At 63.4% G+C, this 17540-nt stretch carries 18 protein-coding genes; 13 read left to right on the forward strand and 5 right to left on the reverse strand.

Translation table 11 applies throughout. The features are described 5' to 3' along the window. Position 1 precedes the first annotated feature (1 nt). The 4 genes from ABIE49_RS37605 (at position 2) to curA (ending at position 3851) form a co-directional block, all read left to right on the forward strand. Positions 2-250 carry a hypothetical protein gene (locus ABIE49_RS37605; protein ID WP_192739669.1) on the forward strand — a complete coding sequence of 83 codons (249 nt, stop codon included), beginning with the start codon at positions 2-4 and terminating at the stop codon, positions 248-250. Between the two features lie 197 nt (positions 251-447). Beyond that, positions 448-1938, forward strand: a complete 1491-nt coding sequence (gene guaB / locus ABIE49_RS37610) for an IMP dehydrogenase (protein ID WP_192739668.1) — start codon at positions 448-450, stop codon at positions 1936-1938. A 121-nt stretch (positions 1939-2059) separates the two neighbouring features. Beyond that, the gene (locus ABIE49_RS37615; RefSeq protein ID WP_192739667.1) at positions 2060-2683 is read left to right on the forward strand and encodes a hypothetical protein; all 624 of its coding nucleotides are present in this window, start codon (positions 2060-2062) and stop codon (positions 2681-2683) included. Between the two features lie 142 nt (positions 2684-2825). After that, the gene (gene curA / locus ABIE49_RS37620) at positions 2826-3851 is read left to right on the forward strand and encodes an NADPH-dependent curcumin/dihydrocurcumin reductase (RefSeq protein ID WP_192739666.1); all 1026 of its coding nucleotides are present in this window, start codon (positions 2826-2828) and stop codon (positions 3849-3851) included. Here the strand turns inward: curA and ABIE49_RS37625 are convergent. Together ABIE49_RS37625 and ABIE49_RS37630 are read right to left on the reverse strand one after the other, a co-directional pair. After that, positions 3848-4696: a metallophosphoesterase family protein gene (locus ABIE49_RS37625; protein WP_192739665.1), complete on the reverse strand. Its 849-nt coding sequence runs from the start codon at positions 4694-4696 to the stop codon at positions 3848-3850. The two genes, curA and ABIE49_RS37625, sit on opposite strands and share 4 nt — an antisense overlap. Positions 4697-4881: 185 nt before the next feature. Further along, positions 4882-5589 carry an acriflavin resistance protein gene (locus ABIE49_RS37630; RefSeq protein WP_354067183.1) on the reverse strand — a complete coding sequence of 236 codons (708 nt, stop codon included), beginning with the start codon at positions 5587-5589 and terminating at the stop codon, positions 4882-4884. A gap of 184 nt (positions 5590-5773) precedes the next feature. Here ABIE49_RS37630 and ABIE49_RS37635 point away from each other — a divergent pair, with 184 nt between their 5' ends. Next, positions 5774-6196, forward strand: a complete 423-nt coding sequence (locus ABIE49_RS37635; protein ID WP_192739738.1) for an MAPEG family protein — start codon at positions 5774-5776, stop codon at positions 6194-6196. A 34-nt stretch (positions 6197-6230) separates the two neighbouring features. Further along, positions 6231-7532 carry an RsmB/NOP family class I SAM-dependent RNA methyltransferase gene (locus ABIE49_RS37640; protein WP_192739664.1) on the forward strand — a complete coding sequence of 434 codons (1302 nt, stop codon included), beginning with the start codon at positions 6231-6233 and terminating at the stop codon, positions 7530-7532. An 84-nt stretch (positions 7533-7616) separates the two neighbouring features. Here the strand turns inward: ABIE49_RS37640 and ABIE49_RS37645 are convergent, their stop codons facing one another. Continuing rightward, positions 7617-7949, reverse strand: a complete 333-nt coding sequence (locus ABIE49_RS37645) for a DHCW motif cupin fold protein (RefSeq protein ID WP_192739663.1) — start codon at positions 7947-7949, stop codon at positions 7617-7619. Positions 7950-8257: 308 nt separating this feature from the next. Between ABIE49_RS37645 and guaA the strand changes: the two genes are divergently transcribed. Next, on the forward strand, positions 8258-9853 hold the full coding sequence (gene guaA / locus ABIE49_RS37650) for a glutamine-hydrolyzing GMP synthase (protein ID WP_192739662.1): 1596 nt from the start codon (positions 8258-8260) through the stop codon (positions 9851-9853). Between the two features lie 6 nt (positions 9854-9859). Here the strand turns inward: guaA and ABIE49_RS37655 are convergent, their stop codons facing one another. Beyond that, positions 9860-10759, reverse strand: a complete 900-nt coding sequence (locus ABIE49_RS37655) for an HNH endonuclease (RefSeq protein ID WP_192739661.1) — start codon at positions 10757-10759, stop codon at positions 9860-9862. Between the two features lie 234 nt (positions 10760-10993). Here ABIE49_RS37655 and ABIE49_RS37660 point away from each other — a divergent pair, with 234 nt between their 5' ends. The 6 genes from ABIE49_RS37660 to ABIE49_RS37685 all read left to right on the forward strand — a co-directional run bounded on the left by ABIE49_RS37660 (position 10994) and on the right by ABIE49_RS37685 (position 17172). Beyond that, the gene (locus ABIE49_RS37660; RefSeq protein WP_192739660.1) at positions 10994-11428 is read left to right on the forward strand and encodes a nuclear transport factor 2 family protein; all 435 of its coding nucleotides are present in this window, start codon (positions 10994-10996) and stop codon (positions 11426-11428) included. 12 nt (positions 11429-11440) lie between these two features. Further along, complete coding sequence (locus ABIE49_RS37665) at positions 11441-12979, forward strand: acyl-CoA synthetase (protein ID WP_192739659.1); 1539 nt, start codon at positions 11441-11443, stop codon at positions 12977-12979. A gap of 48 nt (positions 12980-13027) precedes the next feature. Further along, positions 13028-13741: a helix-turn-helix domain-containing protein gene (locus tag ABIE49_RS37670; RefSeq protein WP_192739658.1), complete on the forward strand. Its 714-nt coding sequence runs from the start codon at positions 13028-13030 to the stop codon at positions 13739-13741. A 179-nt stretch (positions 13742-13920) separates the two neighbouring features. Next, on the forward strand, positions 13921-14565 hold the full coding sequence (locus tag ABIE49_RS37675; RefSeq protein WP_192739657.1) for a class I SAM-dependent methyltransferase: 645 nt from the start codon (positions 13921-13923) through the stop codon (positions 14563-14565). Between the two features lie 747 nt (positions 14566-15312). Continuing rightward, entirely contained in the window at positions 15313-15756 is a 444-nt protein-coding gene (locus ABIE49_RS37680; RefSeq protein WP_192739656.1) for an SRPBCC family protein, read from the forward strand. A 156-nt stretch (positions 15757-15912) separates the two neighbouring features. Continuing rightward, complete coding sequence (locus ABIE49_RS37685) at positions 15913-17172, forward strand: serine hydrolase domain-containing protein (RefSeq protein WP_192739655.1); 1260 nt, start codon at positions 15913-15915, stop codon at positions 17170-17172. Between the two features lie 89 nt (positions 17173-17261). Here ABIE49_RS37685 and ABIE49_RS37690 read toward each other — a convergent pair whose 3' ends face one another. Beyond that, entirely contained in the window at positions 17262-17423 is a 162-nt protein-coding gene (locus tag ABIE49_RS37690) for a hypothetical protein (RefSeq protein ID WP_192739654.1), read from the reverse strand. Positions 17424-17540 lie beyond the last annotated feature (117 nt).

Below are 17540 nucleotides of genomic sequence, written 5' to 3' on the forward strand. Positions count from 1 at the left end.
GATGATCTACCTGCTTGCCGCGCTGTTGCCGCCGCTCGGGCTGCTCCTGAACGGACAGCCGTTTTCGGCGATCTTCAACCTCGTTCTGCTGGTGTTTTGCCTGGTTTTCGGCCTGTTTTTCCACGTCCTGCTGCTGGTGCCGTCGGCGCATGCGCTTGTAATGGTTCACATGAAGCGGGAGGACCGCCGGCACCGGGAGGTGGTTGAGGCGATCCGCCAGCACGGCCCGCCGCCGGGATATCAGCGTTAAGGCCCTTTAACTAAGGGCTTTTCGGGAAAAGCCTGTGCATAGCGGCCAAACGCTTTGATTCGGCCGTCTGCCATGCTATCGACCACCGTCAACCCCACCGATGGGCTTCGATTCGACGGCAGCGCCGCTCGCGCAGCCGAAGGCGACGTTCATCCCAAATAATATCGCGGCGGAAGGCCGCCGAAAGGAGTTGGCAAATGGCGCAGGAACTTCAGGCTATCCGCGAAGCCTATACGTTCGACGACGTGCTGCTCAAACCCGGTCTTTCCGACATCCTGCCCTCGGAGGCGGATATCCGCTCCCGCGTGACCCGCGCGATCCCGCTCAACATCCCGATCATTGCGTCCGCAATGGATACGGTGACCGAAGCGCGCATGGCGATCGCGATGGCGCAGGCCGGCGGCGTCGGCGTCATTCACCGCAATTTCGATCCCGAAGGCCAGGCCGCCCAGGTGCGGCAGGTCAAGAAGTACGAGTCCGGCATGGTGGTCAATCCGCTGACCATCGGCCCAGACGCCATGCTGTCGGACGCGCTGACGTTGATGAACGATCACGGCTTCTCCGGCATTCCCGTTGTCACCGGTGCTTCCAAGGGCGTTCCGGGCAAGCTGGTCGGCATCCTCACCAACCGCGACGTGCGGTTTGCCACCGACCCCAGGCAAAAGATCTCCGAGCTGATGACGCATGAAGGCCTCGTCACGGTGCGCGAGGGCGTCAGCCAGGACGAGGCGAAGCGGATGCTGCACAAGCATCGCATCGAAAAGCTGCTGGTGGTCGACGAGCAATATCGCTGCGTCGGCCTGATCACCGTCAAAGACATGGAAAAGGCGGTCGCGCACCCGCTCGCCTGCAAGGACGCGCAGGGACGGCTTCGTGTCGCGGCGGCGACCACGGTCGGCGAGGGCGGCTTTGAACGCACCGAGCTATTGATCGACGCCGGCGTCGATCTCGTCGTTGTGGACACCGCACACGGCCACTCCTCGCGGGTGCTGGAAGCCGTCAACCGCATCAAGCGGCTTTCCAACGCGGTACAAGTCATCGCCGGCAACATCGCCACCAAGGAAGGCGCGCAGGCGCTGATCGATGCCGGTGCGGATGCGATCAAGGTCGGCATCGGGCCGGGCTCGATCTGCACCACGCGCATCGTCGCTGGTGTCGGCGTTCCCCAGCTCACCGCGATCATGGATGCGGTCGAGGCCGCCAAGAAATCCAGCATCCCTGTGATCGCCGACGGCGGCATCAAATATTCCGGCGATCTGGCCAAGGCGCTCGCCGCCGGCGCCGACATCGCCATGGTCGGTTCCTTGCTCGCCGGCACCGACGAGACGCCGGGCGAAGTGTTCCTGTGGCAGGGCCGTTCCTACAAGGCCTATCGCGGCATGGGCTCGGTCGGCGCGATGGCGCGCGGCTCGGCCGACCGCTACTTCCAGCAGGACATCAAGGACACGCTCAAGCTGGTGCCCGAGGGCATCGAGGGCCAGGTGCCGTATAAGGGCCCGGTCGGCAACGTCATGCACCAGCTGGCCGGCGGTCTTCGCGCGGCGATGGGTTATGTCGGCGCGCGCAACCTCGCCGAATTCCACGAGAAGGCGCAGTTCGTGCGCATCACCGGCGCGGGCCTGCGCGAAAGCCACGTCCACGACGTCACCATCACCCGCGAAAGCCCGAACTATCCGGGCGGAGTGTAATTCTAGGCCCGTCATTCCGGGATGGTCCGAAGGACCAGACCCGGAATCTCGAGATTCCGGGTTCGCGCCTTCGACGCGCCCCGGAATGATGGCGGGCTATCATTGAAAGAAATTGAACAACATGGTCGATTGGTCGGACGACAGGATTGCCGCGCTTTCTAATCAGGATTTGAAGAATCTGCTCGTCAACGCCGAGCGGAAAGCCGCGGCTGACATCATCGCGCGGTGCAACGCCGAGCTGCAGAAGCGCAACGCGGCCAGGCCAGGCAAGGCATCGAAGCCGCGCACCGAGGCAAAAGAGTTCGAGCACGCGATGTCGGAGCAGCTCGCCGAAATCGGCAAGGCGATGGCCGCCAAATTCGATCTGTCGGAAGAGACCGCGAAAGCGAAGTCGGTGGGCGTCAAGGGCTTCAAGGCCCACAAGCTGCTCGACTCCAAGGGCTTCGCAAAACTCGGCGGCATGCAGCGCGACGGTTCGGTGGCGGTCGACCGCTACATTTCCTATCGGCGGGGTACCGACATCGTCTCGCTCAGCGTCTTCCTGCTGAAGGATGCGCCGGTCGAAACCCACGAGTTTCACGTGATCGCGCCGCTGGCGCTGCTTGATGGCGGCAAGCCGATCGCGGAGGTTCGTCCCACTGCGACTGCGGACCAGAAGCAGACCGCGGATAGCGGACTTGCGTTCAAGGATTTGCCAAGCGCCGCGGCGGCGTTTGAGGCGGCGCTGGCGAAAATCGCGGCCTGACCTGTATACTGCCGGCGATAATCGGCATTTTGGAACGTCTTTGCGAGGAGTGTTAGCGACGAAACAATCCATTCTCTTGACGGGAATGGATTGCTTCGCTTCGCTCGCGATGACGAATGAACAACAACCGGAGGAACCAGCCATGTCCCAATCCGCAAAACGTATCGTTCTCGCTTCTCGCCCGGTGGGCGAACCGAAGCCATCCGACTTCCGCCTTGAGGAATATGCCGCGCCGACGCCGGGCGAAGGCCAGGTCCTGCTGCGCACCATCTGGCTGTCGCTCGATCCCTACATGCGCGGGCGGATGAGCGACGGCCCGTCCTATGCGGCGCCGGTGCCGATCGACGGCGTGATGGAAGGCGGCACGGTCAGCGAGGTGATCGCCTCGAACAATCCCGGTTTTGCGAAAGGCGACATCGTGCTGTCGCGCGCCGGCTGGCAGACGCATGCGATCTCGGACGGCAAGGGCCTCGCCAAGATCGATCCGAAGCTCGCGCCGATCTCGACCGCCGTCGGTGTGCTCGGCATGCCCGGCATGACCGCCTATACCGGCCTGCTCGATATCGGCAAGCCGCAGCCGGGCGAGACCGTGGTCGTGGCCGCGGCATCCGGCGCCGTCGGTTCGGCCGTCGGCCAGATTGCGAAGATCAAGGGCGCACGGGCGATTGGCATCGCCGGCGGCAAGGACAAATGCGATTACGTTAAAAAGGAACTCGGCTTCGACGATTGCCTCGATCACCGCGATCCGGATCTCGCCGTCAAACTGAAGGACGCCTGCCCGAAGGGCATCGACGTCTATTTTGAAAACGTCGGCGGCGCGGTGTTCGATGCGGTGTTTCCGCAGCTCAACGCGTTCGCGCGGATGCCGGTCTGCGGCTTGATCGCCGAATACAATAATTTCGGCGAGACCTCGCCGAAATGGGCCGGCAAGATGATGCGCGCGGTGCTGACCAAGCGCCTCACCATCCGCGGCTTCATCGTCAGCGATTTTGCCGCGCGCCATGGCGACTTCCTGCGCGACATGTCGGGGTGGTTCCGCGAAGGCAAGATCAAGCACAAGGAATTCGTCACCGAAGGCCTCGACAGCGCGCCCGCTGCGTTCATGGGCCTACTCAAGGGCGCCAATTTCGGCAAGCAGCTGGTGCGCGTCGGGCCGGACAGGGCTTAAGCGCCCTCCGCCTTTCGATCCGGATAAAGCAACTCGTCCAGGTCGACATCGACCTGGCCCGGCGCTCTGATGTGGCGGACTTCAAAACTGTCCGGCGTGAAGCGGTATTCCACCAGCCCGGTTTCCTTGATCGAGATCAACGGCTGCATGCGACCGGGAATGATGAAGCCCACAGAGGGCGCCCAGACATGGCGGACGCGGCCATAGGTGAAGTCGCGGCGCTGGTGGACATGGCCGGAGGCCACTAAACGCAGGTCGACCGCGCCGAACATCTCGATCAGTCGCCTGCGCGCCGGCTGCGGCACGTAGCGGATCGCGGAAGCCTCAAGCTCGGGATCGTCTGGCGTGTCGAGATAGAGCGGCTTGTGCAGGAACAGCGCGACCGGCTTGCCGCCGGTGCGTGACAGTTCTGACGCGAGCCAGTCGAACTGCTCGGCCTCGCTGGCAAGGCCGGTGTTCATGATCAGCGAGTTCAATCCGACAAAACACCAGCCGGCTTCGTCGAACCGCCAGCGGTCTTCGCCGATCACGGCGCGAAAGGTTTGCAGGTGTTGTTCGTTCGCCGGATGCGACGGCGCCGGTCCGACCGCGGTCGGATTGTCGCCGATGTCGTGATTGCCGGGCAGGTAGCGACAGGCGACCGGAAGCTCGGCGTGCAGGCCTTTTGCGAATTCGAGATCGGCGCGGCTGGTCGGCCCGTCGAAGGCGACGTCGCCGCTATTGACGACGAGATCAGGCCGCGTCGCGTCGATATGCGCAGCGACACGATGAAAATTGTCGGTGAGCTTTTGCAGGCGGCGGGCGAGGTGGGTGTCGGAAATCTGGGTCAGGCGGAATGAGCTCATGCGAAAATCCTTTCGTCGCCGATTATAGATTTGTCGGCGACGGAATGATGAAATTCCAATGGTAGCCGACCCGTCCGACGACAGGCAACCGAAGGTTGTTTGAAGGATTGTTTGAAAAGATGTTCGAATTGAGAACGCCGCGTCTTCCTTCCCTCTCACAAGGGGAGAAGGGAAAAGAGATCGGCTCACAGCACGCGGTAGCGGATCGCAAAAGCGTTATGCGTCTCCGGTGTCACGGTGTCGCCCTTCGCAAGCGTGATGCCGTCGGCCAGATGCCACGGCCCGAACTTGTCGGAATGCGTCGGGCTGGCCGGCAGCCGCAGCCTGAACTGGGTTTGCGCTCGCCCGGGCAGATTGAGCACCACCATGCGTTCGGTGGTGCGGTAGTCGAGCGTGACGGTTCCCTTCAGCACGCTGCGGCCGTCCGATGTCGCGGCCAGCGCATCCTGCACTTTGGCCAGCTTCTGGTTCCGGTCGGTCAGTAGTTCCACCTGGGTATCGGCAATTGCGGTCAGCGCCGCCTTCGGCAGCCGGATTTCGAACTCCACCGCGGGTTTTGCCGGATTGATGCCGAGATAGGCCAGCGCGGCATGCCTGACGTCGTAGACCACGAAGGCGACGAGGGCGATCACGACGACGGCGGCGAGGCCGTGCTTGAAAAGGTCGCGCGGGCTGCGGGTGCCGCTGCGGAAATAGACCGACAGCACGATCGCCACCGCCAGCGCGGCGGCGACACCGGCCAGCGTCGACATCACGATGCCAAGCCCGCCATCGACGCTGTCGTCGAACCATCCGGTTCCGGCGCCAACCATTCTGAGCAGGGAGGTCACGGAATCGCCGGGTACTTCGGCCACACGGGCCGCGCCGGTTAGAAGCGGTGAGGTGATGTTCATCGGGCCATCTCGAAGCGGCGGAGCCGTTCCGATCGGAATGACCTGAGCGCTCCAGCAGTAGGTCACGGCGGCGCCGATTGCGGTTCAAGCGGACGCGGCTGCCGATTTGTCACAGGGCGACACCCCCGCTATTGGTTGATGCGGGCGGCTAACGCCCTGCGGGGAGATTCCCATGGGCGTCCTGATGTCGATTCAACTGGTCCTGCTGCCTGTCTTTGCCCAGGTCGGGCTCACCTTTGCGCTGCTGCTGTGGATGGCCACGGCGCGGACCGGTGCCCTGAAAGCGAGGGAAACCAGCCTGAAGGACATCGCGCTGCGCCAGCCGAACTGGCCCGAAAAGGCCACCAAGATCGGCAATTGCTACAGCAACCAGTTCGAAATCCCGGTCCTGTTCTACATCCTGATCGCGCTGGCGCTGCCGCTGCGCAAGGCCGATTTCTTCATCCTGCTGATGTCCTGGGTGTTCGTCGTGACGCGCTTTGCCCATGCCGGGATCTTTGTCACGTCGAACGACGTCCGGACCCGCTCGCTGGCCTGGTTCGCCGGCGTCCTTGTGCTGCTGGCGATGTGGATCTACTTCGCGCTGAAGATGCTCTTGCTGATCTGAGCCTTACGCGCCCTTCTCGAACCGAAAGCTTTGAATGACCCCCGCCGCCCGGCTGTCCGCAGCCATCGAACTGATCGACACCATCGACGCCCAGCGCGTTCCCGCCGCCAAGGCGCTGAAGGAGTGGGGCACCGCGCACCGCTATGCCGGTTCCGGCGATCGCGCGGCGATCTCGGGCCTGATCTGGGACGTGCTGCGCCGCCGCGCCTCCAGCGCCTGGCTGATGGATGCCGACACGTCGCGGGCCCGTGTGCTCGGGATGTTGAAGCTGGAGCGCAAGCTCGATGCCGACGCGATTTCGGCCCTTTGCGACGGCAGCCGCTTCGCCCCGGAACCGCTCAGCGACGGCGAACGCTCGGCGCTCACCTCGCGCTCCCTCGACGGCGCGCCGCCGCACATCGCCGGCGATTACCCGGAATGGCTGGATGCGCATCTGATGGAGGTTTTCGGCGACGACCGCGTCGCCGAGGCCACCGCGATGGCCAGCCGGGCGCCGCTCGACCTTCGCATTAACACCCTAAAAGCCAACCGCGAGAAGATGTTGCCACGGCTTTCTCATCTCGGCGCGCAGCCGACGCCATGGTCCGCGATCGGCCTGCGCATCGAACTCGGCGCCGACGCCCGCAACCCCGGCATCCATGCCGAGGAGGACTTTATCAAGGGCGCCGTTGAAGTGCAGGATGAAGGCTCGCAGCTGGCGGCGTTGCTCTCGGCGGCAAAACCCGGCGAGCAGGTGATCGACCTCTGCGCCGGCGCCGGCGGCAAGACGCTGGCGCTGGCGGCGATGATGCAGGGCAAGGGCCGCCTGATCGCCACCGACCACGACAAGCGCCAGCTCGCGCCGATCCACGAGCGGCTGTCGCGCGCCGGCATTCATAACGCCGACGTCCGCACGCCGAAGGGCGACGCCGACCCGCTGGCCGACATCCACGCCTCGGCCGACCTCGTCGTGATCGACGCGCCCTGCACCGGCACCGGCACCTGGCGCCGCAACCCCGACGCCAAATGGCGGATGCGCCCCGGCGCGCTCGAAGTTCGCCTGAAGGACCAGGCCGAAGTGCTTGATCGCGCGGCCGCTCTGGTGAAGCCGGGCGGCCGGATCGCCTACATCACGTGCTCGGTGCTGCCGCCGGAGAACGGCGCACAGGTGAGGAGCTTTGTCGGGCGCCATCCAGAGTTTGCAATGGTGCCGCCGGAACAGACGGCGGGCGTGCTGTGGGACAAGGCGGAAGATTTTGCCAAGGCGGCGCTGGAAACGCCGGAAGGCTGGCTGATGACGCCGCGGCGGACGGGGACGGACGGGTTTTTTGTGTCGGTGCTGCGTAGGGTGGGTTAGCGCAGCGTAACCCACCATCTTCGTTCTTCGTGTCGGCGGTGGGTTACGGCTTCGCCTAACCCACGCTACGAAACCTACGATTCCTCAATCCACAATAAACAGCTTCACCCCGGTCTTGGTCGACGACCGGTGCGCCGCATCGCCGAAATCCGACACCTGATAACTCATCCCCGCCGTCAGCTTGAACTTCCGCCCATCCCGCAACTCGCTGTCGAGCTCGCCCTCCAGCACATAGAGCACATGCCCGCGATCGCACCAGTGGTCCGCGAGGTAGCCCGGCGTGTACTCGACCATCCGCACCCGCAGGTCGCCGATATCAAGCGTCCGCCAAATCGCCTGACCGGTCTCGCCCTTGTGCGTCGTCGGCGCGATCTTGCTCCAGTCGGTGACGGTGAAGGGCAGGGTGGGGATTTTCATGGGGGGAGCCTTGGTGAGAATCGGATGTGTCCAAGTTGGCGGTGCGCTCCCTCTCCCGCTTGCGGGGGAGGGCGGGGTGGGGGTGCCTCCGCGAGTCGTACTGCCCGAGTGGAGAGAGTTCCCCCACCCGGATCGCATCTTGCGATGCGATCCGACCTCCCCCGCAAGCGGGAGAGGTGCACCGAGCCCGCGGCGCAAATCAGTTCAATAATACCTACCCAAATACCTCCCGTCCACCGCCCACATAAGAATGTGAGTCCCCCGTTTGTGCGGTTGCGAGTACGGCCCCTGTCGCGTAATTCCTGTCCATGACAGCAGCACAGCCCGCAGCAGAGTCGACGCCCTCGGTGGCCTCGGCGCACGACAAGATTCTGATCGTCGATTTCGGCAGTCAGGTGACGCAACTGATCGCCCGCCGCGTGCGCGAGGAGGGCGTTTATTCCGAGATCGTGCCGTTCCAGAAGGCGGAAGCCGCCTTCAAAGAGATGAAGCCGAAAGCGGTGATCCTCTCCGGCGGCCCGGAATCGGTGCATGAAGCCGGCTCGCCCCGCGCGCCGCAGCTGATCTTCGATTCCGGCGTTCCCGTGCTCGGCATCTGCTACGGCCAGATGACCATGGCCGCCCAGCTCGGCGGCGAGGTCGAGGGCGGCCATCACCGCGAATTCGGCCGCGCCGATGTCGAGGTCAAGGCGGCGAGCCAGCTGTTCGAATCGACCTGGGGCATGGGCGAAAAGCACCAGGTCTGGATGAGCCATGGCGACCGCATCACAAAAATGCCGCCGGGCTTTTCGGTCGCGGGCGTCAGCGCCAACGCGCCGTTCGCGGTCATCCAGGACGAGAAGCGCAAATATTACGGCCTGATGTTCCACCCCGAAGTGGTGCACACGCCGGATGGCGCCAAACTGATCCGCAACTTCGTCCGGAAAGTTTCCGGCCTCACCGGCGACTGGACCATGCGCGCCTTCCGCGAGGAGGCGATCGAAAAAATTAGAGCCCAGGTCGGCAAGGGCAGGGTGATCTGCGGCCTCTCCGGAGGCGTCGACTCGGCGGTGGCGGCGGTGCTGATCCACGAGGCGGTCGGCGACCAGCTCACCTGCGTGTTCGTCGATCACGGCATGCTGCGGCTCGACGAAGCCAAGACCGTCGTCAACCTGTTCCGGCACCACTACAACATTCCGCTGGTGCACGTGGATGCCTCCAAGCAATTTTTGGGCGAGCTTGAAGGCGTCACCGACCCCGAAGTAAAACGCAAGACCATCGGCCGCCTGTTCATCGACGTGTTCGATGCCGAGGCCAAAAAGATCGGCGGCGCGGACTTTTTGGCGCAGGGCACGCTCTACCCCGACGTGATCGAGAGCGTCTCCTTCACCGGCGGCCCGTCGGTGACGATCAAGAGCCACCACAATGTCGGTGGCCTTCCTGATCGCATGAACATGAAGCTGGTCGAACCCCTGCGCGAGTTGTTCAAGGACGAAGTCCGCGTGCTCGGGCGCGAACTGGGCCTCCCCGAAATTTTCGTCGGCCGCCATCCGTTCCCGGGCCCCGGCCTCGCCATCCGCTGCCCCGGCGACATCACCAAGGAAAAGCTCGACATCCTCCGCAACGCGGATGCGGTCTATATCGACCAGATCAGAAAACACGGCCTCTACGATGCGATCTGGCAGGCCTTCGCCGTGCTGCTGCCGGTCAAAACCGTCGGCGTGATGGGCGACGGCCGCACCTACGAATACGTCGTCGGCCTCCGCGCCGTCACCTCCACCGACGGCATGACCGCGGACTTCTATCCCTTCGAGATGAAATTCCTGGGCGAAACCGCGACCCGGATCATCAACGAGGTGAAGGGGGTGAACCGGGTGGTGTATGACGTGACGAGCAAGCCGCCGGGGACGATTGAGTGGGAGTGATCCCGCTCAAGTCTTGAAGCGGTTTTCGCGATGCCACCGCAGGAAGTGCGGGTGAGGGTGGTCCGCCGCGCGGGCCGGCTCGAGAATGCGCCCCGTCTTGTTAATGATGGCGCGCGCCCCGGCTTCATCGTTCACGTGACGCGAGACGAGTATTTCGTGATCGTCCGAGATGGTGATCAAGCCGCGGTCAAACATCCAGTGCGCGGTTCCAGAAAGCGCAAGTCCGTTACTTACAATATCCGGGCCGTTGGCTTCGACCGGCCTGATGTGGGCGGCTTCGACCTCGGCTCGACCGTGGCCGTTGATAAGCTTCAATGAAGTGATCGCACAGCGGGCATCATAGGCGCGAAGCACAACGCGGCGGAACACGCGATCTCTGACTATACGGGAAGTCAAAAAAGCGACGCGACTCCGTTCTTGCTCGTATTGGAAGGACGACTGCGTCTCCTGCATGCCCGGGGACGCGGGTGGCGCATCGATGCGCGGCAGCAATGCCGTCTCCTCGGCCAGGCCAAGTTCGGTGATCCGGTTGAAGTCCGCAGGTGAAATGGGTCGTACGGCGGACTGAGCGCGCCCGGAAATTTTACCTTGTTCGTTCAGGAGGCCCCGCTCAAGGAGTCCGTCAATGTCACGGAACGGAACCGGATTGGCGAAATCCAGGTAGCTGTTTGGTTCAATGACCGCGATATACATGCCCGGCGTACTTGGGTCGGGAATGACCTGCTGCACCCTGGCGATAGCAAAATAGCCCCGTGATTCCTGCGCTTTCGTTGGCTCGTAATAGATGATCCAGTCGCCAATGCAGGACTCTACGCGGGCAAGATATTGACTAGGAAACTGGTATTGCTCAGCGGGAGTATCTTCGTAGATAGAATTCGACCGATGGATGAAGACGCCAAATGCCAAAGATCGTCCCCCAGACGTCGAACACAGCCATTCGCGTCGACAAGCGTCATATCCTATGCGACACGGCTGTTGAGTAAAGAGCCCATAGGGGTGGATTAGCCGAAGGCGTAATCCACCGCGTCGTTCCACCATGACGCATTAGTGGCTCGGTGCGTTCCGCAACGGGGCGCACGTTTGTTCAACGCGAAAACGCGCAACCCGCGCTAGCTTCCTCCAAACCAAAGGGAGGAAGCCATGGCAATGACTGCACTTGCAAACAAACACAAAACCCCGCTTCAGGAAGTGTTCGAACGCTACCACGTCGGCTGGGAGACCAAGAGCCCCGATCTGATTGCCTCGCTCCATTCGGAAGATACGGTCTTCCATGTCCATGACGGTTCCGCCGCCGTCCATGGGCGCGAGGCCTTGCGGCAACGCTGCATCGATACGTTCGCAAAATTCGACTTCTCGTTCGAGATGGGCCGCAGGTTTTATGGCGATGAGCACTGGGTGTTCGAATGGACTATGGTGCTTGCGCTCAAGGAGCCTGGCGGCGCGCCGTTCACGGCCGGGGTCGAGATGCTCGACGTGGTGACGGTCAATTCGCGCGGCGAGGTGACGCGCAAGGATGTCTACATGAACGGCGGCGAAGCGCAGGCGGCGTTCGCCCGCGCCGGCATCCAGCGCTAGGGAAAGCGCCAGATGCATCCGACCGTCCACGCCAAATCCCGCCCAGCCCGTGCCGCCTACATCATGGCGGGCAGCGGCGAGACGGTGACCTACCAGCAGCTCGATGAGCGCTCCAACCAGGGCGCGCATCTGTTCCGGTCGCTCGGTCTGAAGACTGGCGACGTCATCGCTATCTTCATGGACAATCACCCGCGGTTTTTCGAGATCGCCTGGGCTGCCCAGCGAGCCGGCCTCTATTATGCCTGTATCTCCTCGGCGTTGACCGCGGGCGAGGTGGAGTACATCGCAAGGGATTGCGAAGCAAAACTGCTGATCTCCTCGCCGGGCGTCGGCCCGGTGGCTGACCAGATGCCGGCCCTGCTGCCGGGGGTTGGGCACTTCATGGTGGGCGAAACCCGCACGCCCTTCGAGCGCTTCGAGGCTGCCCGCGCTGCCATGCCGACCACGCCGATCGCCGGCGAGAGCGCGGGCTCGGACATGCTCTACTCCTCCGGCACCACCGGCCGGCCCAAGGGGATCAAGCCCCCGCTGACGGGTGCGCCGATCGACGGACCCGACGTCCTGACCATGATGGCCCAAAGCCTGTTCGGCTTCCATCAGGACTGCATTTATCTCTCTCCGGCGCCGCTCTACCACGCCGCACCGCTGCGTCTGTGCATGAGCGTCCATCGCATGGGCGGCACTGTCGTTCAGATGGAGAAGTTCAACCCGGAGCAGGCCCTTGCACTGATCGAAAAGCACAAGATCGACGCCGGCCAGTTCGTGCCGACCCACTTCGTGCGGATGACGAAGCTGCCGCCCGAGGTGAGGGCGAAGTACGACGTCTCGTCGATGAAGTCGGCGGTCCACGTCGCGGCACCTTGCCCGGTCCCGGTCAAGGAACAGATGCTGTCCTGGTGGGGACCCGTGATCCACGAATACTACGCCGGGAGTGAGGGCAACGGCGCCAGCTATGTCAGCCCGCAGGACTGGCTGACCAACAAAGGCACCGTCGGCAAGGCGGTGTTCGGTGAACTGCACATTGTCGGCGAGGACGGCGAGGAGGTTCCGCCGCGGACCGAGGGCACGGTCTATTTCGGCGGCGGCGCGCCGCTCACCTATCATAACGCGCCGGAGAAGATCGCCGAGAACACCAACAAATACGGCTGGTCGACGCTCGGCGACGTCGGCTGGGTCGACGAAGAAGGTTTTCTGTACCTCACCGATCGCAAGAGCTTCATGATTATCTCCGGCGGCGTGAACATTTATCCGCAGGAGATTGAGAACCTCTTGATCACCCACCCGAGGGTCGTCGACGCCGCGGTGGTGGGCGCGCCCGACGAGGAAATGGGAGAGAAGGTGGTCGCGGTGATCCAGCCCGCCGACTGGGCGGACGCCAATGACGAGCTGAAGGCGGAGCTCGCCGCCTTCTGCCGCAAAAACCTCAGCCACGTGAAGTCGCCGCGCCTGTTCGACTTCGTGCCGGAGTTACCGCGCCACCCGAACGGCAAGCTGTACAAGCGCCTGGTTCGCGATTCCTACTGGGGCAAGGAAGGCTCAAGGATCGTCTAGCTGATCGGGGATTTGCGCCAAACCACAAAGTCGCCGATGATGTGAACCATGCCGTCAGCGCAATCGCCGTTCACCAGCACGATCTTGCCCATCGGGGTCCCACGCCTCGCGGCGCATCCAAACGTCGTGACTGCGGTGCTGGTGGGACGGACGGATCCGATTACACTGGAACATGAGGACGTGAGCGTTACCGGCGACGTCCTGCTGGTTCGGCCAGGGATCGTGCACAGTGTTCGGGTCTCGGAACGGGGGGCCGACGTCATCTTCCTCAACGGACTGGTATTTCCCTTCGATGCCCCGCTGGCGGTCGTGCTGAAGGGCAGCCTCGAAAGGCTGGCGCGCCGTTCACTTGGCGGCGATCCCGGCGCGACGGAGGAGTTGCGGGCAAGGCTCGCCTTTGCGACCGCGCCGCTGCCGCCGAAAATTGTCGAGATCGTGCGGACGATGCAGGCTGATCCGATGCGGCGCGTGACGCAGGGCGAATTGGTCCGATATCTCGGCATGGAGCGTACGCGGGCGCTGCGCTGCTTCAAGGCGTCGACGGGGCTGACATTTCGCCGGTTCAAGCTGTGGTCGGCGCTTCAGCATGCGGCGGTGAGCATGGCCGGGCGCGAACTGGTGCGGACGGCTGCGATCGATGCCGGTTTCGCCGATACGGCGCATCTCTCGCGCGTGTTCAGCAGCGTGTTCGGGCTGCCGCCCAGCGTGGCGATCGCCGCGCTCGGCGAGCAGGGAGCGGGGACAGCTCGTAGGGTGGATTAGCCGACTTGTCCGCCGTAGCTCGCAGAGCGAAGGCGGAAGGCGTGATCCGCTGCCTTTGTAACAGACCGAGCGGCGGATTACGCTTACGCCAATCCGCCTACGGGCTGCCATCTTACGGACTGCCATCCGAAGTTCCCAATTCCTCCGTATATGCTAGAAGCCTCCGCACAGGGGACGCCATGTTTCGTACCGCAAATGATGCGCAGTTCTGGGACCGTATCGCGCGCAAATATGCCGCCGATCCGATCGCCGATATGCCGGGCTATGAGCGCACGCTGGAGCGAACGCGACATTATCTCAACGGCAATGAGGCGGCTTTCGAGTTCGGATGCGGGACGGGAACGACGGCGCTTAGACTTGCGCCATCGGTCGGGCGCATCATGGCGACGGACCTGTCCGGCGAAATGATCGCGATCGCGCGTGAGAAGGCTCACGCCGAAGGCTGCGGCAATATCACGTTCGAGGTGGCGCGGCCCGAGGCGGCGCGGTGGCCCGGCGGAAGTTTTGACGTCGCGTTCGGCTTCAATGTCCTGCATCTGGTGGCCGACCGCGCCGCGGTCTTGAGAGGCATCCATCGGCTGCTGCGGCCTGGCGGGCTGTTCCTTTCGAAGACGCCATGCCTGAAGGAAATGAATCCGCTGCTGCGGATCGCGGTGCCCTTGGCGCAACTCATCGGCAAGGCGCCCCATGTGACGTTCCTGTCCGCGGAGGACCTGGAGCGCGAAATCGCGTCGGCGGGATTTGAAATCATCGAACTTGCGCGCCACGCCTCGCGCGGTAAGGACGCGCGGCCGTTCGTTGTGGCGCGAAAGGTGATGATTTGAGCACCCGATGAACTCGTGGTCGGGGTTACGCTTTCGCTAACCCGCCCTACGAACTGCGTCGCTTCGCACGCAACAACGAAGTTGCGCCGGCTCTTGCGACAAAACAACCCGACGGGCAAATAACTTCGGATTAGCGGAATTCGTGTCAAGCCGAAAAATTGCGAAAATCAAAAATATTTCCCTTTCCATGCACCCCAAATCACCGGCACATATTTGCCCATCCCGTCCTGCCAAGAGGGGCGTCGGCCATCGTCACGAACGTTGGGCGGGTTGCGATGGACGCCGATGTTGCGCTTGACGGGCGCGGCAGAGGCGTACGGCAAAAGCGTGTGGTCCTGGCGCCCGTAACGGCGTCAAGCTTTTGGGAGGCTAACGCTGACCAGAGGCGACGGTGGCAATAGAGGCCGTCTCACCGGGGAGAGCGCGTCATAAGCCGTAAAGCCATTGCGCAGGGAAGGCTGGGTGTTCCCCGCTGCCCTGTATGCTCGTGTGCACCATCTTGTTGCACAATCGCACACGAGACCGCGGGTGCAGCGCGCACCCGGCCTTCCCTGCGCCCTCTGTCATCAGGGGGCGAAACCAAAGCAATAGCTCGGGCATGTCGTGCCGCGAGAATGCGGACCCGTGCTACCGTAGGCCGAACAAGCATGAGATCCCTTTACAAAAAAATCCCAGATCCCATGTCGGCTCGATCAAGCCTCGTTCGTCCTGAGGGCACCAACCTGCAATCCAAGAAGGTCCATCAGCATGCCCAGCACCATCCGCTTGCACCGTGTCCTGACAACCAGCCCACAGAAAGTCTATCGCGCGTTCCTTGAAGCGGATGCGCTTGCGAAATGGCTTCCGCCGAACGGCTTTGCCTGCACCGTGCACCATCTGGAACCGAAGGTCGGCGGTACGTTCAGGATGTCCTTCCGGAATTTCACGACGGACAAAAGCCACGCGTTCGGCGGTAAATATGTCGAACTCGTGCCTGGCGAACGCCTGCGCTACACCGATACGTTCGATGATCCGAACCTGCCCGGCGAGATGCAGGTGACCGTGACGCTGACGAAGGTGTCGGTCGGCACCGAGGTGAATATCGAGCAGGCCGGCGTGCCTGATGTCATTCCAGCCGAGGCTTGCTATCTCGGTTGGCAGGAGTCGCTGCGAAACCTGGCGAAGTTGGTCGAGCCCGAGATCAACGAGTAGCCTCCGTCATTCCCCGATGCGCAATTGCGCATCGGGGGAACGACGGAGAGGGGTGCCGCGAGCATGCGAACGCATAACCCTCAGCCTCAAACGCGGGCTGCCTCCCGCGCGGCCCCGTGCTACGAATCCTCTATCGCCCCTGCGGAGCCAGTCCTCATGTCCGTCGCAACCGCCGCCAATCAATCGACACCCAACGCCGCCGAGACCGACCCTCAAACCCTCGGCTGGATGCAAGGCTTCCCGCCGTCGCCCGACAAGACTATCACCTTCCACAACGGTTCGTTCCGCAGCTTCCCCGAACTGCGCTGGGCCTGGAGCAATATCCGCCAACTGGTGCCGACCGTAAACGTCTGGCGCGGGGCAGGGCCCGCGTCCGTGCTGCCGCGTGCGGAGCACGATATCGGCGCGTCCAAGTCGGTCACGATGGATGGTCGGCCGATAACGTTCGAGCGCATGCTCGAGGAAACCTATGCCGACGGGATCGCGGTGCTGCACCGGGGCAAGCTGATCTACGAGCGTTATTTCGGCGCGCTGAAGCCGCACAAGCCGCATATCGCGATGTCGGTCACAAAATCGTTCACCGGCACGCTCGCCGGCATTTTGATTGCGGAGGGCAAGATCGATCCGCAGGCGCCGGTCACGGACTATGTGCCGGAGCTGAAGGCCAGCGCGTTTGGCGACGCGCGGGTGCGCGAGGCGATGGATATGACTACGGGCCTCGAATACACCGAAGTCTATACCGACAGGAATTCCGGCGTGTTCGGGTTGCGGCGCGCCAACGGCATGGCGCCGATCGAGCCGGGCTATGAGGGCGCGACCAATATTTTCGATTTCCTGTGCACGCAGCGCAAGCAGGGCGAACACGGCAAGGCTTTTGCTTACAAGACCGTCAATTCCGACGTGCTGGCCTGGATCATCAGGCGCGCGAGCGGCATGACGCTGGCCGATCTGCTCTCCGAACGGATCTGGGCGCCGATGGGAGCCGAAGAAGACGCGCATTATCATGTTGACCGCATCGGCACCGAAAGCGGCGGCGGCGGGCTTTCGACGACGCTGCGCGATCTCGCCCGCTTCGGCGAGACGATCCGCAATCACGGCCGCTTCAACGGCCGCCAGATCGTGCCGTCAACGGTGGTGGAAGACATCGCGCGCGGCGGCGATCCCGAGAAATTCAAGCCGGCCGGTTACACTACGCTGCCCGGCGCGTCCTACCGGAACCAGTGGTGGGTGACGCACAACGCGCACGGCGCCTACATGGCGCGCGGCGTTCACGGCCAGGGCATCTATATCGATCCGAAAGCCGAGATGGTGATCGCGCGCTACGCCTCGCACCCCGCCGCCGGAAACGCCGCCAACGACCCCGTCACGCTGCCGGCCTACATGGCGCTGGCGAAGGATTTGATGGCGGGAGGGTGAGAGAAGGCGGGGCGCTGAGTGCGACAGATCGGACGCGAGACCCCCGCGAACGCCGCTTGCGCCGCGGGGGGGCAGTCCGGAAGATGAGTTCAGTTCGGGCGGTCGGTCGCACGGCGAAGGTCGCCATCACCTTTCAAACGGCGAATGATCCAGCGCCCAGCGTCCACCAAGAAGAAGCCGCCGCTGATCGCCTCGAGCTCTGCATCGTTCAACTCGCGGACTTCCGAGTTCTTCTGTTCCATGTTCTGCATTGCCGTCCACTCCTTGTCAGGTCGGGCGGACCATTCCGCCGTCGATGGGCAGATCAATGCCGCAGGACGCCGCGCGTCGCTGTGACGGACGTCACACGGAGTCGCTCGGGGGCCGAC

This window comes from Bradyrhizobium sp. OAE829, assembly GCF_040546575.1.
In the GTDB taxonomy this organism is placed as follows: Bacteria; Pseudomonadota; Alphaproteobacteria; order Rhizobiales; family Xanthobacteraceae; genus Bradyrhizobium.

What these genes read in the sequence shown, in the direction of transcription:
- ABIE49_RS37640 (WP_192739664.1), top strand. Translation starts at nt 6,231, where the DNA reads ATGACCCCCGCCGCCCGGCTGTCCGCAGCCATCGAACTGATCGACACC.
- ABIE49_RS37675 (WP_192739657.1), top strand. Translation starts at nt 13,921, where the DNA reads ATGTTTCGTACCGCAAATGATGCGCAGTTCTGGGACCGTATCGCGCGC.
- ABIE49_RS37690 (WP_192739654.1), bottom strand. Translation starts at nt 17,423, where the DNA reads ATGCAGAACATGGAACAGAAGAACTCGGAAGTCCGCGAGTTGAACGAT.
- curA (WP_192739666.1), top strand. Translation starts at nt 2,826, where the DNA reads ATGTCCCAATCCGCAAAACGTATCGTTCTCGCTTCTCGCCCGGTGGGC.
- ABIE49_RS37625 (WP_192739665.1), bottom strand. Translation starts at nt 4,696, where the DNA reads ATGAGCTCATTCCGCCTGACCCAGATTTCCGACACCCACCTCGCCCGC.
- ABIE49_RS37635 (WP_192739738.1), top strand. Translation starts at nt 5,774, where the DNA reads ATGTCGATTCAACTGGTCCTGCTGCCTGTCTTTGCCCAGGTCGGGCTC.
- guaA (WP_192739662.1), top strand. Translation starts at nt 8,258, where the DNA reads ATGACAGCAGCACAGCCCGCAGCAGAGTCGACGCCCTCGGTGGCCTCG.
- ABIE49_RS37685 (WP_192739655.1), top strand. Translation starts at nt 15,913, where the DNA reads ATGTCCGTCGCAACCGCCGCCAATCAATCGACACCCAACGCCGCCGAG.
- ABIE49_RS37680 (WP_192739656.1), top strand. Translation starts at nt 15,313, where the DNA reads ATGCCCAGCACCATCCGCTTGCACCGTGTCCTGACAACCAGCCCACAG.
- ABIE49_RS37670 (WP_192739658.1), top strand. Translation starts at nt 13,028, where the DNA reads ATGCCGTCAGCGCAATCGCCGTTCACCAGCACGATCTTGCCCATCGGG.
- ABIE49_RS37615 (WP_192739667.1), top strand. Translation starts at nt 2,060, where the DNA reads ATGGTCGATTGGTCGGACGACAGGATTGCCGCGCTTTCTAATCAGGAT.
- ABIE49_RS37630 (WP_354067183.1), bottom strand. Translation starts at nt 5,589, where the DNA reads ATGAACATCACCTCACCGCTTCTAACCGGCGCGGCCCGTGTGGCCGAA.
- ABIE49_RS37665 (WP_192739659.1), top strand. Translation starts at nt 11,441, where the DNA reads ATGCATCCGACCGTCCACGCCAAATCCCGCCCAGCCCGTGCCGCCTAC.
- guaB (WP_192739668.1), top strand. Translation starts at nt 448, where the DNA reads ATGGCGCAGGAACTTCAGGCTATCCGCGAAGCCTATACGTTCGACGAC.
- ABIE49_RS37660 (WP_192739660.1), top strand. Translation starts at nt 10,994, where the DNA reads ATGGCAATGACTGCACTTGCAAACAAACACAAAACCCCGCTTCAGGAA.
- ABIE49_RS37605 (WP_192739669.1), top strand. Translation starts at nt 2, where the DNA reads ATGATCTACCTGCTTGCCGCGCTGTTGCCGCCGCTCGGGCTGCTCCTG.
- ABIE49_RS37645 (WP_192739663.1), bottom strand. Translation starts at nt 7,949, where the DNA reads ATGAAAATCCCCACCCTGCCCTTCACCGTCACCGACTGGAGCAAGATC.